Below are 14,930 nucleotides of genomic sequence, written 5' to 3' on the forward strand. Positions count from 1 at the left end.
AGGGCAAAACTAAAGAGCCTTTGATCGTTTTTTAAATTTCATTACCTTAGTTCTATAGTGAAAAAAGCGTCATGTATAGCCCAAAACAAATAGCCAATTATTTTTTAGCCAATTACAGTAACGGTCAAAATATAACACCAATGAAGCTAATTAAATTAGTTTACATTGCTCATGGTTGGTATTTAGGGATTACAGATAAAGCATTAATAGATGAAAATCCTGAAGCATGGAAATACGGCCCGGTAATTCCCAGTCTCTATCATCAATACAAAAGCTATGGAAATGCTCCAATAGAAAAACATAACGGAACATCCGCTTTAGACAATAATGAAGATGAAAAATTTCTGGATAGAATATGGGAAGTGTACGGAAAATACAACGGTATCGAATTAAGTGCAAAAACGCATCAGGAAGACTCTCCCTGGTCCAGAGTTTGGAATACAATAAAAAACAATGATTTTTTTTCGTTACAGATTCCTGAAATTTTTATAAAAGAGCACTACAAAAGTCTTCTCAAACAAAATCAGAGAAAAAAAGCTGTATAACCATGCCATCTGATTTAAGTACTAATCTGAACTATATCCATTCTGAATCAGAGAATACAGATAGCGATCATAAATCAAAAAAAGAGGAACAGATATTTGAAAAACAGAAAAACTATATCCGGTATACCTTTAATGATTTAAAAAACAAACGTTATTCTACTAATACCAAACTTAGAATCTATTTGGCAATCTGGTCTTCCTTTATTGTAACTTATTGGCTATGGAAAGTCGGAGAAATTTTAATAAACAACAACGATCGTTACTGTTTATCAGATACTGTTTTAAATGTCCTATTAGGAACTGCAACATTAAATGTACTAGGTATTGTTGCTATCGCTATGTATGATCTATTTAATGGAAAATCTGAAGACAAAATACAATAAAGCCTCGAATTTCGAGGCTTATTTTTTATCCGTGGTACACACGTGAGGCAATTATTTTTCCGTTTTTCACATCCAGAACTTCCGCAACCAGCATATCATCTTCTCCGTCAACTTTACGGATATATTCCATAAACACGCGATCTGAATTAGCCGTTAAAGATGTTACTTTATAATTCAAACTCGGTAAACGATCAAAAGCATCTTGCCACCAGGCTCTCATGGCGTCTTTTCCAACTACCAGCCCTTTTGTTTCCGGTTGGTGGATTTTTAATTTCGGACTAAAATGTTGCGCTTCATCATCGTAAAGCGACAGTAATTTTTCCAGTTGTTTGGTATTAAATGCTTCAAACCAACGGAAAGCAATTGATTGTAATGCTTCTGGTGTCATCATTAGGGTTAAAAAATCCCGAAGCAAGCTTCAGGATTGTGGATTTATATATTTTTTAGGTTGATTATTTCCTGATCGGTCAGAAAACGCCAGTTTCCTCTCGGAAGATTTTTCTTCGTCAGTCCGGCAAAAACAACACGGTCTACTTTAATTACATCGTATTCCAAATGTTCAAAAATAGAACGTACCACTTTTACGTTAGATGTTTTCATTTTTAAACCGATTTCACTTTTAGGTTCGTTTTCGATGTATGAAATTTCCTCTACATACACTCTAAAATTATCAATCGTAAGTCCTTTTTGGATTTTTTCCAGATCTTCAAACTTCAGATTTTTATCCAGCGTTACCTGATACACTTTAGAAGAACGTTGGTTTGGTGACGTAAATTTACGCGCCATATCGGAATCGTTTGTAAAAAGCAACAAACCGGTTGTTGATTTATCCATACGTCCTACCGCTTGTAATTTTGCTTTTGTCGCATTGCGAACCAAATCCAAAACATTCGTTGTATTTCCATCGCCATCGCCGGCAGTAGTAAATCCTTTTGGTTTATTTAAAAGGATATATTCTTTTTTCTCCGGTATAATCAGCACTCCGTCAAAGTTAACCACATCTCCGGGTTTTACTTTGTATCCCATTTCTGTAATTACCTCACCGTTTACTTTTACGTTACCGGACTGGATATAGATATCCGCATCTCTACGGGAACAAACTCCGGAATTAGAAATATATTTATTCAGACGGATATCATCTGAAGCGGCTGCTTTTGGTGCTTTTGGCTTTTTATCAAACGCCGGTTTCGGTTTTGAAAAATTATTTTTCTTCTCGTCTCTCTTAAAATTAGAGCCACCCGCTGCATTTGACTTCTTTGGCCCGAAGCTCGGTTTACCGTTAGAAGCCCCTTTTCTGTTATTTCCTTTTCCGTTATTCATTTCACTAAAAATTTTTGCAAAGATACTATTTATCTCTTTGTCTGTTAAAAAAGTATTTTTTTAAAGATTATGCTAAACCGGCCAGCAGTTTTTTTCCATTGATCAAGACAGTCGGATCAATTAATGCAATGCAAAACACTCCGGCTACAATCAGGGTTTTTAGAATATTATGCAGCTGAATATATTGTTGCTGGGTTTCCGATTTCCACAATAAGCGGATAAACCACATTAAGATAATCAATGCTACGTAAAAATAGATATCCATATAACCGACATCATATTTTTCAATCAGAATGAATACCGGGATTATTGTAGCAATTGTCAATATGGTAATGACTTTTTTAGAAACTGTTGTTCCGAACCGAACCGGTATCGTCTGATAATTGACTGTCAGATCTCCTTTTATATTTTCCAGGTCTTTGATCATTTCGCGAATCAGAATAAGCAGGAAAAGGAATCCTGCATGGGCAAAAATCACATGGTAAAAGTTTTTGAAATACAATAAGATTCCGAAAAACGGCATTACTGCTAATACTGAAGCGGTTAAATTTCCGATAATCGGATATTTCTTTAATTTATGCGAGTAAAACCAGATCAGGAAAATATAGGCTGCAAAAAACAAAGCCGCTCGCCAGGAAATAATATAAGCCAGTGCCGTCGCAAGAAAATTGAGTCCGAAATAGACTTTTAATTTGGTTTGCTGACTCACCAACCGATCTAACATTGATTTATTCGGACGGTTAATCAGGTCTTTTTGTGCATCGTAAAAATTATTGATAATATAACCTGATGCTATTGTTAATGTGGACACAAAAACCAAAATAAACAAACGCCAGTCGAGAATGACATCTAAAGCACGTTCGTCTTTCGCCAGAATAAAGATCGACGACAGGTATTGTGCCAATACAATTACCGGGATATTATAACCGCGTACCACAGAAAACAAACTGAGGATCTTCATCAAAGTCAATTTGGATTTACGGGTAAGCATAGTGATTAAGGCAGTTACATTTAGCGTCCGGGAAATTTCCGACCGAAAAGTTATAAATTAGAATTGATATACGACTTCTAACTTATAATCTTTTAAGGATTCTTTAGCTTTTTCCAGATTTTGCGTAAATCCAAGTATGTAGCCTCCGCCACCGGAACCACATAATTTCAGGTAGTAATCATTCGTATCGATCCCTTTTTGCCATACCTGATGGAATTGCTCCGGAATCATTGGTTTAAAGTGATTTAATACGACTTTTGATAGTTTTTTGGTATTCGAAAACAAGGATTTGATGTCACCGTGCAAAAAGTTTTCCACGCAGGCATCTGTATGTTTTACAAATTGTGTTTTCAGCATTTTTCGGAATCCCTGATCTTTCAGGTTTTCCATAAAGATATTAACCATTGGCGCGGTTTCCCCCACTATACCGGAATCAATCAAAAATACCGCTCCTTTACCTTCGGTACTTTGTGACGGAATTCCTGTCGGTTCAATATGATCTTTTGAGTTGATCAATATCGGAAGGCTCAGATAGCTGTTCAGCGGATCTAATCCTGAGCTTTTCCCATGGAAAAACGATTCCATCTGGGCAAAGATATTTTTTAACTGTAGTAATTTTTCTCTTGTCAGATTTTCCAGTACGGTAATCTTATTGTTTGCATATTTATCATAAATAGCCGCCACCAAAGCACCGCTACTTCCCACTCCGTATCCTTGCGGAATACTGGAATCGAAATACATTCCTTCGGTAACATCCGCTTTTAAAGCCGCTAAATTAAAAGTAACCAAATCCGGATACTCTTCCTGAAGATCTTCCAGATAAGCAACAAAACGTTGTAAAGCTGCATTTGATTTCACTGATTCCTCGGTCGGGTTGTCCGCTATTTTCAATGCTCCGTTATAAAAATTATACGGGATCGATAATCCTTTGGAATCTTTGATAATACCGTACTCTCCGAAGAGTAGAATTTTCGAGTAAAAAAGTGGTCCTTTCATATGCTTATTTCCTGCTTTAATAACGCTATACTGCTAAATCCAGTATAAAGGTAATGAAAAAAAGTATTAATTAATCTTTTCGCTTCCTTTTCCGATTTCGTCACAAATGTACTGACTGTTTTGACAATAGCCAACTAATTCCTGCTGAATAAATTCCAACACTTTTTCTTTCACTTGTTGCGGATACAAAACATGTACGTTTGCACCGGCGTCAAGCGTAAAACACACCGGAACTCCGGTTTCGCTTCTATATTTCCAGATTCGGTTAATAATTTCCAGCGTATTGGGTTTCATCAGAATATAATACGGTACCGATGTCATCATTACAGCATGTAAAATCAAAGCTTCACTTTCTACAACTTTAATAAAGTTTTCGAGATCTCCGTTTTGCAGAATCGTCTTTATTTTGGATAAATTCTCATGAGCCTGCTCAAATCTTTGTTCGGCAAAGGGATGACCGTGCATCAAATCGTGGCCAACCGTACTCGACACTTGTTTTTCTCCTTTGTCTACCAACAAGATTGTATCCTGATAATTGTTAAAAACGTCATGAATTGTCTCCGGAAAAGTGATTCCGAATAAATCGGTACTTCCTTCAATTTCTTTATGTGCACCCCAAACGACTACGTTTCCTTTTACACTACGGCAGGCACTTCCGGATCCTAATCGGGCGAGGAATGACGCTTTACTATAAAAATACGATTCCTCCATTTCCGGATTTAACGTCTTTTCAAGATTCATGATATTCATTGCCAAAGCAGCCATACCTGAAGCCGATGACGCAATCCCGGAACTATGCGGAAAAGTGTTAAGCGTATCGATTGTAAAATGATAGTTTTTCAAATAAGGACAATAGCTTTCAATTCGTTCAAAAAACTTCTGAATCTTCGGTTTAAAGGTTTCTTTTTCTTTTCCTTCAAATAACAAATCGAATGAAAAACCGTTATCGGATTCTTTTTTAACAAAGGATAGTTTTGTTACTGTTTTACAGTTATTCAAAGTAAAACTAACAGACGGATTGGCCGGAATCTGGTGTTCTTTTTTCCCCCAGTATTTCACTAATGCAATATTACTGGGCGCACTCCATTCGAAACTCCCTTTTTCCAATCCCTCCAACGTACCGTTGTAAATAAAATCCTTTTCTAAAAGCATATTTTTAAAAATTTAGGCAAAGATACTTTTTTTGATGTATTGATGAATTGGAAAAAATTACCGGAATTCGTTTATTTTTGTCCTACAATTCCTTTTGGCTTTGTCTTGTTCAAATCACTACGCAGTTTCCTTATCTTCAACCTTATTTATGAAACATAAATCACAATTTTCCGGTATTATACTGGGTATGCTATACGGCTTAGTTATTCGAATGATTTCCGGCAAAGGTTATTTTGGAGACGTTTTTGAAATCAACAATATCTATCTTACTTGGGCGATCCCTATGATAATTGGTTTATCTCCCATTTTATTTGCAAATACTAAAATCTACAAATCAAAAATTAAACAATTCTTCTATCCGATTATTACACAATTTTCTTTCTTACTTTGTGCATTTGTAACCAGACGTTATGATTTTTTATACATCACAATAGTAGGATTCGTGTTTTTCATTACTGCCGGAATTTTTGGAATTGCAATAGGTGCATATGTTAAAGATCGTATCAATAATAAAAAACAAAACGGATAAAAATCCGATAAAAACAATAAGTGTTTAACCATAGAATTCTTTATTCATCGAATATATAATAATCGGTTTTATTCGCTTTTTTCAATATATTCGCCAATAATTGATTCTGTTTACGTGCTCAGAAAATTGAATTTTCAAAACCTGTTTTTCACCACGTATCCCAAAACGTAAAATATCATGAGAAACATCACCCGTATTTTAATGATTGTTGTAACCTGTCTTGTAGTGGGTTATTTTTCCGGAATTGTAACACGTGCCAGTATCGAAACCTGGTATCCTACTTTAATAAAACCTTCATTTAATCCGCCTAACTGGTTATTTCCACCGGTTTGGACTTCTTTATACATCATGATGGGAATTGCAGCCGGAATGGTTTGGAATCGTATTGATTCTGAAAAGGAAGCTGTTAAAAGAGCTTTATTGTTCTTTGCTATTCAATTGGGATTAAATGCGTTGTGGTCGTATCTGTTTTTCGGGCTTCATAATGTTTTACTAGCCTTAATCGAGCTTGCAGTACTTTGGTTATTGATCTACGAAACTTATCTTTCTTTTAAAAAAATCAATAAAATTGCAGGTTATCTGTTATTACCTTATTTAGCCTGGGTTACTTTCGCAGGTGTACTAAATGCGAGTATCTGGCAGCTAAATCAATAAAAGAATTAAATATTTAACACAAATAGTAAAAATAAAAAACATTTTTGGTTAAATTTGAGAATATAAATCAAATTTGATCGATATGTCAAAAAAAGCTACTTATCTTCTCGGTATATTAGCAACCCTTATTATCGGTTGTTTTTTGTACCATAAATTTTGTTGTACCCATTGTGATAATTCTTGCTCTATGAAAGACAGTACTATCGCAACCGACCCTAAAAGTGTTGCACTTCGCCCGACTTATCCGTTTGCTTTAAAAGGTAGCAGTATTGACTTTTCTTCTCAGAATAACTTTAATTTTTTAAAAAGCGATTTTAAAAAACTACAGCCCGTTAATGACTCAATTACATTGGGCATCGCTTCATTAAAAGCTTTTCTGGAAAAAGGCAACAATACCCTAAAAATTACCGGATTTGCCACTAAAGACGAAATCAACGCTTCCATTTTTCCTAATTTAGGTCATGCCAGAGCCAATGATGTAAAAAACTACTTTATCGCTCAAGGAATTCCTTCTTCCAAAATTGATATCGATGGTGTCATTACCGAGGGATTAGCCACCAATAACGAAACAGTATTAGGACCGATAAGCTATAACCTCATCGAGAAAAATATTTCTGAGCCCGCTCCTGAAACCGACTGGAAAGCCGTTAAAGAAGGACTTAATACCAATCCGCTAACGCTCTATTTCAACACCGGTCAGACTCAAATTGACCTAACCGAATCCGATCGTCAGAAAATAGCCGATATGATTCATTATATCGATCATGTAGAAAATGCAAAATTAATTGTGGTAGGCTATACCGATAATGTCGGTAATCGCGAAACAAACATCCATTTAGGCCAACAACGTGCTGATTTTGCTAAAAATTATCTGATTCAAAACGGTGTCACTTCCGATAAAATAAACAGTAGTTCCAAAGGCCCGGATGATCCGTTAATGAGTAATGCGACCAAAGAAGGTCAGGCCAAGAACAGACGGACCGTAATCAAAATCAATTAACCTAATACCTATACTTATGAATACACCTTGTATACTCATCCCGGTTTTAACAGGCTTAATCTGTGCGTTATTAGGCTATTTACTAGGAAAACTATCCTCTTCAGGCTCTCATAATTCCAAACAGTTACAAATCGACCTGGACAATTGCCGATCCAAATCATCTGATCTGGCAGCCGAACTTGAGGCTTTAAAACGTCATGGTTCTGCTATGGGATTTGCTGCACCTACATCTGTACTTCCTTTTAACGCAACACTAGCGGCATCCGTTTTCGGACGAAATATCGCAGAAAATGATCTTAAAGTGATTGAAGGCATCGGTCCCAAAATTGAAGAGCTATTTAACACATCCGGTATCTTTTCCTGGAAAGCATTATCCGAGACTTCGGTAGATCGATGCAATGAAATCCTTCACAAAGCGGGAGAGCGTTTTGTAATTCATAATCCAACCACCTGGCCACGTCAGGCTCGAATGGCTTATGAAGGCCGATGGCAGGAACTAAAAGACTGGCAGGATAAACTAGATGGTGGCCGGGAATAATTTTCCGATAAAATAAAAAACCTGTCAGGGATAAAAACCTGACAGGCTACTTAAAAACGGTAAGCTCTAAAAACCGCTTTTAGTTTTATTTAATTTTTTATTACTTTCTCTACAGCAACGCCCTCATTGGTTTCAATTTCTAAAAAGTAAATTCCCGGTCTCAAATGGGCCAAACTAATCGTTTGCTCGCCTTTTGCACTACTGAATGCCTTCGATTCGTATACCAATCCATTTGGATCAACTACTTTTACACTACGGATTTCTTTGCCATCTGCCGGTAGAATATCTAAATCGTTATTGGTTGGATTCGGGTATATTCTAAGCTTATCAGCTACTATTTCATTTACAACACTATCACTCAATCCTAAATCAGGTTGTTGCGATTTAAATCCTACAATTTTTAAACAATGGTGAATTGTTTTTTGCCAGCTGTAATCGTTCCATCCCAAATCTCCTGAATTAATTACATGTTCAAAATACATTCCTGAAACACTTGTTGCTTTATATACTAATTTAATCGTATAAGTTGTTAAGGCATCACATTCGTATATGCTGGCTGTCGGATTAATCGTAGCCGTAGCTGCTCCGGAACTATGTAGCGAAGTCACTTTATAATCAGCTGAAGGACAAGCTGCAGCCGGGTTACTTACCCTTAAATACAAATTATCAGCATTGGCATAATTACCGGTGACATTAAAACCGATATAACCACTGTTTTGTTGTGTATCCGGAATAAGTTTACAGAATGGTGCAAAACTAAGATTAACATTTGGTGCTGCTTCTTTTATTACATTGATACGAATATTGAACTCCGCTCTTAAAGTAGCCGGAAGTTGCGGTCTTGTACAATAGGCTCTAAAAACATAATCATTAGCTCCTACCGGTAATGTACCTACGAAGTTCACACAAGTACTATTTGCCGAATCAGTTACAAAGGCACCGTTACTTTTGTACAATGTCAAGTATCTTGCTGTTCCTGTCCCTATACAAACAAAAGAGCCATTGTTATACGTTAATATAAATATTCCGTCCAAATCGCTTGCATTATAGGGTATAACTACATCAAATTTATACACATTTCCGCTTACCGACAAAGGACTGACACTAAGCGCATTTGTTGCTACTACATTTAACGACACCGCTTGTGCATGAACAGATAAAGTTGTCACAAAAAACAGACAGCACAATAACACTCCTGTTCTAAAATCAAGAATAATTTTTTTCATGTTTTTATAGTTTTAGTTAAAAACATAAAGTTATTCTTATAAATTATATTTTTAATAAAAAAATCACAAATTGTAATTTTTAAAATGATTTCAAATTAAAAAACAACTCAAATTGCACCAAATTAGTTCTGAAACAATTTTCAAGTTTAATAATAAAAAACCTGTCAGGGATAAAAACCTGACAGGCTACTTAAAAACGGTAAGCTCTAAAAACCGCTTTTAGTTTCATTTAATTTTTTATTACTTTTTCTACAGCAATGCCCTCATTGGTTTCGATTTCCAAAAAGTAAATTCCCGGTCTCAAATGCGCCAAACTAATCGTTTGCTCTCCTTTTGCACTACGGAATGCTTTCGATTCGTATACCAATCCGTTTGGATCAAGCACTTTTACACTACGGATTTCTTTGCCTTCTGCCGGTAGAATATTTAAATCATTATTGGTTGGATTCGGGTATACATTGATTTTTTTAGTTTCAACCAAATCAACAGTTACATTTCCTGTAATATTACGTTCAAAAACAGGGTCCACCGGTACAGGCTCAAGTACATTAAGACAGTTTCTAAATGTTTTTTTCCAGCTATATTCATTCCAACCGATTTGTCCGGTGCTAACAACCTGTTCTATAGCATTTCCTGAAACTGTAGTTCCTTTATATACTAATTTTATAGTATATGTCGTATTGGTTGCACAATCATAAAAACTAGCAGTAGGACTTATCGTAGCAGTCGCAGCGCCGGAATTATGCAACAAGGTTACCTTATAATCTATATAAGGACAAGTCCCCAAAGCATTAGTTACTCTCAAATATAATTTACCGGCATTCGCATAATTTCCGGTAACATTAAACCCGATATAACCGTTGTATTGTTGCGGATTAGTATTCGGAGTCACTTTACAATACGGTGCAAAGTTTAAGTTAACCGACGGAGCTACTTCTTTTGTCACATTAATCTTGATATAAAATGTACCTCTTAATATGGACGGAAGATCGGGTGCTGAGTTTGCACAATATACGCGCATAACATAATCACTGGTTCCAACTGCTATTGTTCCCGGAATACTTACCGTATTAAGATTAGATGAATTACTAACATATCCTCCGGTTCCAGTGTTTAATGTAATGTATCTGAAATAAGGACTTGAACAAGTAAACGGATTACTCGTTGTTCCATAACTCAGCTTAAAGGTACCGGTCAAACTTGTTTCATAATACGGGATTACGATATTATACGTATGTACCCCACTAATTACTGTTGGCCCGGACATACTTAATGCATTAGTTGTACCCAAACTCAAATTTTGTGCATTCAGCGAGAAAGTTGCTGCTAAAAAAAGGCAGCACACCACAAGAGTTGTTTGTACTTTAAAAATAATTTTTTTCATGTTGTATGGTTTTATGGTTCTATCACAAAACTATCCTTAACAGCTATTTAGAAGCTATTAAAGTCGCTATTTGTGACAAACCATATCCAAAATAGTGACGAAACATACTATTTTATTTTCCAAAATGCAAATACTTATTTTAAAAACGCGAGATACTCCCTTCTTTTTAACCCAATAGTATCGGTCAATATGATTCTCTATAAAATAAAGCCTGTCAGACTAAATTAGATCTGACAGGCTAAATAATTTAAACGGCAAGCTCAAAAACCGCTTTCTAATCTCAAGTTAGTTTTTCACTACTTTTTCCACGAATACACCTTCGTTTGTTTCGATCTCTACAAAATAGATTCCCGGTCTCAAATGAGCCAAACTAACTGTTTGCAAACCTTTAGCGCTACCAAATGCTTTCGATTCGTATACAAATCCACTTGGATCAATTACTTTAGCACTACGGATTTCTTTTCCTTCTACCGGCAGAATATTTAAATCGCTATTCGTTGGATTCGGATATACATTGAATTTTTTAGTTTCAGCAAGATCCGCCATGTCTTCATTAGCGATACGACCTACTAATACAGGATCCTGAGGTTGCGGATCCAACTTATTAAGACAATTTTTAAATGTCTTTGTCCAGCTATAATCCGTCCATCCGATACTTCCGCTGCTTACAATATAAGTAATAGGTGTTCCCGACATACTCGTAGTTTTATAAACCAGTTTTATTGTATATGTTGTAGTCGAAGCACAATCGTAGAAACTAGCTGTCGGATTAATTGTAGCTGTAGCTGCCCCGGTGTTATTCAAAAAGGTTACTTTATAATCTGCATAAGGACAAGTTCCCAAAGCATTAGTTACTCTCAAATATAATTTACCGGCATTCACATAATTTCCGGTTACATTAAATCCAATATAACCACTATACAATTGCGGATTACTATTAGGCGTTATTTTACAATAGGGAGAAAAACTTAAACTAACAGACGGAGCAGTTTCTCTTGTCACTACAACTTTTATGTTAAATGTTGTTATTACCGGATCCGGCTGACTCGATCCATCCTCACAGTATCCGGTTACAGTATAACTGTTTATACCTACTAGCAATGGCCCTGGTATTGTTATTATATTACTGCCAGTCGACGAGTTTACACTTCCAAATGCGTTACTTAAATATAGCTTCTTTGTATAATTTGCCTGACAAGAATACGGAACTGTCACATTAAACGTTCCTGTTAAATCATTAGCAAAATACGGAACTGTCACATTATAGGTATATGTCCCACCCGAAGAAGTACTGGTCATACCTAGTGCATTTGTAGTTCCCAAAGTCAAAGTTTGTGCATTGGAAGAGAAAGCAGCAATTAAAAACAGACAGCACATCAAAACGCCTGCTTTCACATCAAAAATAGTTTTTTTCATGTTATAGGTTTTAAAAGTTAATAGCACAAAACTATTTACTAGTAGCTCACAAACCCTTTAAAAATCGCCATTTGTGATGAATAATATATTAAATAGTGACAAAAAGCAACATTAAAATTCACACTAAATATGAATCCTTGTTTTTTTGGGACGATTTTTTTCTTCCGATTTTAGCAGCTATAATCTTAAAAAACAATTTTATCCAATTCTTCGAGATACGTTTCCCCAACCGGTATCTCTGTCTTCATTATAAATACTGATTTTTTGGTTTTCTGCTCCACTTTATCAATCCGGATGATATACGAACGATGTACCCGCAAAAATTCTAACGGATCCGGAACTTTATTAATAAAGTCCCCAATTTTACATCGCATTACATATGTTTTTTCTTCAGTGACAATATCCATATAATTACCGGATGACTTTACATATAAAATCGTATTGGTTTTTATCCTGATTTCTTTCCCTTGCTCCCGGAAAACAAAATATTTTTCTTTCTTTTTAATTTTACGCACCCATAATCGCAATAATTCCCGAATTATATCCTGATTATAGGTTAATACCCTAATACGGAAAAACAAATAAATCAAAGCTCCTAAAAGCAGGAACGCACCACTGATAAACCACCAGGTGGTCCAAAACGGACTACGAATGGTGATCGGCAGCAGAATCTTTTCGTCTGAAAAAAGCCGGTTATCTTCCAACACCTGAACCTGTAGTTCATAATCGCCCGGCGGAATAAACTCATAACTGATTTTGCGATCACTCGTATAATGCCAATTATTATGTAATCCTTTTAATTTATAACGATAAACCGATTCTTCCCGCCCATACGTTACAGATTCAACCCAAAAGTCAAGTTGGTTATTATCATAAGCTAACGAAAGCTTTCCAATGGGCTTCTCTTTTATTACATTATTAACCGCAATTTCTTTTAATCGCAAATAATATTTTCTCTTATCAAAAATCGATTCAAAATCCTTTTTAGACAAACTACACAGACCATTCGCCGTCGCCACATAAATCGTATCATTTACAACCTCAACGTCTCGAATCTGGTTTTCAAACAAACCATCTGAAGTGGTAATATAACGTACTTTATAGGTTCCGTCATCACCAAACACAATTCGGCTTAACCCATAATTCGTACAAGCCCAAACCGTATTTTTATTTTCCACATAAACTTCAGTAACCAAATCATCAGACAATCCTTTCGACTTATCAATATTAAACGTTTTTCCGGTAAACGGATTATAGACAACCACACCTCCTCCTAAACTGGCGAGATAGAAAACTTTCCGTTCCGGTTCGTAATCCAAATCATCAAACCTATAATTTAATAACGGATTTTTCATCTCAATAAATCCGTTGCCATTCTCAATTTTAAGCCCTCGTATTGTAGCAAAATAATATTTCCCATTCAGTTTCGAAATATCATTGATCCGGAATTTAAGCGTATCTACTTTTAAAACCGTTCCTTCTTCGATAGCATTAAAAACGCCAAAACGAGATACGATCGGATGTGGCGTATCATCCGACACTTTTAAAGCTCCGCCGGTACAGGACAATATCTTTCCCTTATTAGTAAATATTTTTTGATCAACTGTGGAATACAGACTATTTTCAACTTTATAGAATTGTACAATGGCCGGTTTGTTCATCTGTCCGCGATGCAACATCTCCAATTCCCCTTTGTTACTTTTTTTGTAGATATCGCCGTTATAACATCCTAAAAACAGATTTCCTTCCGTATCACTTGTCAACGAATTAATATAAACACCTTTTAGTATGTTTTTGGTAATTTTTTCTTCTTTGCGATAGAAAACACCGCCATCTACAGTTGAAAACCATAACGCGTTAAAGCTATCCCGAAATACTTTTGAAACGGAATGTCCGGCGAGGTTTTGCGCTACAACATTTCCGTTTTCATCATAAATAAAAACACCTTTGCCCCGATAGCTGATCCAAAAATGTTTTGCATCATATCCATTACCTTCCAACGGTTCAAAATTTTCGGGTGAAATGCACTGCGGTTCTTTATTTTTTCGATAAATCCAGGTTGTACCATCCGTTATAACAATCTTTGCCCCTTTGAAACCGAATATTCTTTTTATCGTTTGTCTGCGGGTAACGTATTCCGGGTATTCCGATTTTTGCCCCGAAAAGTACTCTATGTTCTGAATTTTATTGATCACTTTGCTATGAAGCCATCGCGGATTGGTTACCGGCAATTGGTATTTCGACTCTATAGTAATCTTACCTGTAGCATCTATCGTAAGATAGGATCCAGAAGTAATAAAAAGATGTAGCGTATTTCGGGCATCAACAGCCAGGGAACTAACAAAATAACCCGCCAGATTGTTTTCTTTTATAAACCGTTCAATAACATAGTTATAACGGTACGGTATAAATTTTTCGGTTCCGTTTTCAAAATAAAACAGTTTACCACTAAAAGTACTACACCATACCTGACCGTTTTCCTGCTGAAAGAAATCAAAAACGGTAATGTCGGCTAATCCGTCTTTGGGTTCAAACTTTTTAAATTGGGTTCCGTTGTAATTCGCCAATCCTCTGTCGGTAGCAAACCACATAACTCCGTTTTTATCCTGGAAAATATCGTAGACTTCCTTACTGGGCAGCCCATCTTCCTGTTTAAAATTCTTTAACGTGACATTTTGCGCCATTGCGATAGGGTATGGCAATAGCAATACTAACAGGATAAACCTGAAAACAGTTTTTAGGGGCATAAATTTTTATTCTAAGCACATCTTTATGTGTTAAAAATAAAAATAATTC

Annotated in this window: 15 protein-coding genes; 6 read left to right on the plus strand and 9 right to left on the minus strand. The window is 35.9% G+C overall.

Annotation, left to right across the window (positions count from 1 at the left end; all coding sequences use genetic code 11):
* Positions 1 to 140 precede the first annotated feature (140 nt).
* Both NOX80_RS01340 and NOX80_RS01345 read left to right on the plus strand, forming a co-directional pair.
* Positions 141 to 545: a Panacea domain-containing protein gene (locus tag NOX80_RS01340; RefSeq protein WP_256551543.1), complete on the plus strand. Its 405-nt coding sequence runs from the start codon at positions 141 to 143 to the stop codon at positions 543 to 545.
* A gap of 2 nt (positions 546 to 547) precedes the next feature.
* Positions 548 to 928, plus strand: a complete 381-nt coding sequence (locus NOX80_RS01345; protein WP_256551544.1) for a hypothetical protein — start codon at positions 548 to 550, stop codon at positions 926 to 928.
* A gap of 25 nt (positions 929 to 953) precedes the next feature.
* Here NOX80_RS01345 and NOX80_RS01350 read toward each other — a convergent pair whose 3' ends face one another.
* The 5 genes from NOX80_RS01350 to NOX80_RS01370 form a co-directional block, all read right to left on the minus strand.
* Positions 954 to 1,319 (minus strand): nuclear transport factor 2 family protein, encoded by a 366-nt coding sequence (locus NOX80_RS01350; protein ID WP_256551545.1) that lies wholly within the window; start codon positions 1,317 to 1,319, stop codon positions 954 to 956.
* Positions 1,320 to 1,360: 41 nt separating this feature from the next.
* Positions 1,361 to 2,248 carry a pseudouridine synthase gene (locus NOX80_RS01355; protein WP_256551546.1) on the minus strand — a complete coding sequence of 296 codons (888 nt, stop codon included), beginning with the start codon at positions 2,246 to 2,248 and terminating at the stop codon, positions 1,361 to 1,363.
* A gap of 67 nt (positions 2,249 to 2,315) precedes the next feature.
* Complete coding sequence (locus tag NOX80_RS01360) at positions 2,316 to 3,239, minus strand: geranylgeranylglycerol-phosphate geranylgeranyltransferase (RefSeq protein ID WP_256551547.1); 924 nt, start codon at positions 3,237 to 3,239, stop codon at positions 2,316 to 2,318.
* A gap of 57 nt (positions 3,240 to 3,296) precedes the next feature.
* Positions 3,297 to 4,235 carry a mevalonate kinase family protein gene (locus tag NOX80_RS01365; protein WP_256551548.1) on the minus strand — a complete coding sequence of 313 codons (939 nt, stop codon included), beginning with the start codon at positions 4,233 to 4,235 and terminating at the stop codon, positions 3,297 to 3,299.
* A 66-nt stretch (positions 4,236 to 4,301) separates the two neighbouring features.
* On the minus strand, positions 4,302 to 5,387 hold the full coding sequence (locus tag NOX80_RS01370) for a diphosphomevalonate/mevalonate 3,5-bisphosphate decarboxylase family protein (protein WP_256551549.1): 1,086 nt from the start codon (positions 5,385 to 5,387) through the stop codon (positions 4,302 to 4,304).
* A gap of 148 nt (positions 5,388 to 5,535) precedes the next feature.
* Between NOX80_RS01370 and NOX80_RS01375 the strand changes: the two genes are divergently transcribed.
* The 4 genes from NOX80_RS01375 (at position 5,536) to NOX80_RS01390 (ending at position 8,108) form a co-directional block, all read left to right on the plus strand.
* Positions 5,536 to 5,916, plus strand: coding sequence for a DUF3021 family protein (locus NOX80_RS01375; RefSeq protein ID WP_256551550.1), 381 nt, complete (start codon positions 5,536 to 5,538; stop codon positions 5,914 to 5,916).
* A gap of 177 nt (positions 5,917 to 6,093) precedes the next feature.
* Positions 6,094 to 6,570 carry a TspO/MBR family protein gene (locus tag NOX80_RS01380; protein WP_256551551.1) on the plus strand — a complete coding sequence of 159 codons (477 nt, stop codon included), beginning with the start codon at positions 6,094 to 6,096 and terminating at the stop codon, positions 6,568 to 6,570.
* Positions 6,571 to 6,757: 187 nt separating this feature from the next.
* Positions 6,758 to 7,570 carry an OmpA family protein gene (locus NOX80_RS01385; protein WP_256551552.1) on the plus strand — a complete coding sequence of 271 codons (813 nt, stop codon included), beginning with the start codon at positions 6,758 to 6,760 and terminating at the stop codon, positions 7,568 to 7,570.
* Positions 7,571 to 7,586: 16 nt separating this feature from the next.
* Positions 7,587 to 8,108, plus strand: coding sequence for a hypothetical protein (locus tag NOX80_RS01390; protein WP_256551553.1), 522 nt, complete (start codon positions 7,587 to 7,589; stop codon positions 8,106 to 8,108).
* Between the two features lie 89 nt (positions 8,109 to 8,197).
* On the opposite strand, the gene NOX80_RS01395 is transcribed toward NOX80_RS01390, so the two are convergent.
* The 4 genes from NOX80_RS01395 to NOX80_RS01410 form a co-directional block, all read right to left on the minus strand.
* The gene (locus tag NOX80_RS01395; protein WP_256551554.1) at positions 8,198 to 9,334 is read right to left on the minus strand and encodes a T9SS type A sorting domain-containing protein; all 1,137 of its coding nucleotides are present in this window, start codon (positions 9,332 to 9,334) and stop codon (positions 8,198 to 8,200) included.
* Positions 9,335 to 9,563: 229 nt separating this feature from the next.
* Positions 9,564 to 10,718 carry a T9SS type A sorting domain-containing protein gene (locus NOX80_RS01400; protein WP_256551555.1) on the minus strand — a complete coding sequence of 385 codons (1,155 nt, stop codon included), beginning with the start codon at positions 10,716 to 10,718 and terminating at the stop codon, positions 9,564 to 9,566.
* A 285-nt stretch (positions 10,719 to 11,003) separates the two neighbouring features.
* On the minus strand, positions 11,004 to 12,134 hold the full coding sequence (locus tag NOX80_RS01405) for a T9SS type A sorting domain-containing protein (RefSeq protein WP_256551556.1): 1,131 nt from the start codon (positions 12,132 to 12,134) through the stop codon (positions 11,004 to 11,006).
* Positions 12,135 to 12,319: 185 nt separating this feature from the next.
* On the minus strand, positions 12,320 to 14,881 hold the full coding sequence (locus NOX80_RS01410; protein ID WP_256551557.1) for a ligand-binding sensor domain-containing protein: 2,562 nt from the start codon (positions 14,879 to 14,881) through the stop codon (positions 12,320 to 12,322).
* Between the last annotated feature and the right edge of the window lie 49 nt (positions 14,882 to 14,930).

It is taken from the genome of Flavobacterium cerinum (assembly GCF_024496085.1).
GTDB classification, from domain to species: domain Bacteria; phylum Bacteroidota; class Bacteroidia; order Flavobacteriales; family Flavobacteriaceae; genus Flavobacterium; species Flavobacterium cerinum_A.

Bases quoted from the DNA above. Each gene is read 5' to 3' on its own strand.
- NOX80_RS01410 (WP_256551557.1), bottom strand. From the start codon at position 14,881: ATGCCCCTAAAAACTGTTTTCAGGTTTATCCTGTTAGTATTGCTATTG.
- NOX80_RS01355 (WP_256551546.1), bottom strand. From the start codon at position 2,248: ATGAATAACGGAAAAGGAAATAACAGAAAAGGGGCTTCTAACGGTAAA.
- NOX80_RS01400 (WP_256551555.1), bottom strand. From the start codon at position 10,718: ATGAAAAAAATTATTTTTAAAGTACAAACAACTCTTGTGGTGTGCTGC.
- NOX80_RS01345 (WP_256551544.1), top strand. From the start codon at position 548: ATGCCATCTGATTTAAGTACTAATCTGAACTATATCCATTCTGAATCA.
- NOX80_RS01385 (WP_256551552.1), top strand. From the start codon at position 6,758: ATGAAAGACAGTACTATCGCAACCGACCCTAAAAGTGTTGCACTTCGC.
- NOX80_RS01350 (WP_256551545.1), bottom strand. From the start codon at position 1,319: ATGATGACACCAGAAGCATTACAATCAATTGCTTTCCGTTGGTTTGAA.
- NOX80_RS01380 (WP_256551551.1), top strand. From the start codon at position 6,094: ATGAGAAACATCACCCGTATTTTAATGATTGTTGTAACCTGTCTTGTA.
- NOX80_RS01340 (WP_256551543.1), top strand. From the start codon at position 141: ATGAAGCTAATTAAATTAGTTTACATTGCTCATGGTTGGTATTTAGGG.
- NOX80_RS01395 (WP_256551554.1), bottom strand. From the start codon at position 9,334: ATGAAAAAAATTATTCTTGATTTTAGAACAGGAGTGTTATTGTGCTGT.
- NOX80_RS01370 (WP_256551549.1), bottom strand. From the start codon at position 5,387: ATGCTTTTAGAAAAGGATTTTATTTACAACGGTACGTTGGAGGGATTG.
- NOX80_RS01390 (WP_256551553.1), top strand. From the start codon at position 7,587: ATGAATACACCTTGTATACTCATCCCGGTTTTAACAGGCTTAATCTGT.
- NOX80_RS01375 (WP_256551550.1), top strand. From the start codon at position 5,536: ATGAAACATAAATCACAATTTTCCGGTATTATACTGGGTATGCTATAC.
- NOX80_RS01360 (WP_256551547.1), bottom strand. From the start codon at position 3,239: ATGCTTACCCGTAAATCCAAATTGACTTTGATGAAGATCCTCAGTTTG.
- NOX80_RS01405 (WP_256551556.1), bottom strand. From the start codon at position 12,134: ATGAAAAAAACTATTTTTGATGTGAAAGCAGGCGTTTTGATGTGCTGT.
- NOX80_RS01365 (WP_256551548.1), bottom strand. From the start codon at position 4,235: ATGAAAGGACCACTTTTTTACTCGAAAATTCTACTCTTCGGAGAGTAC.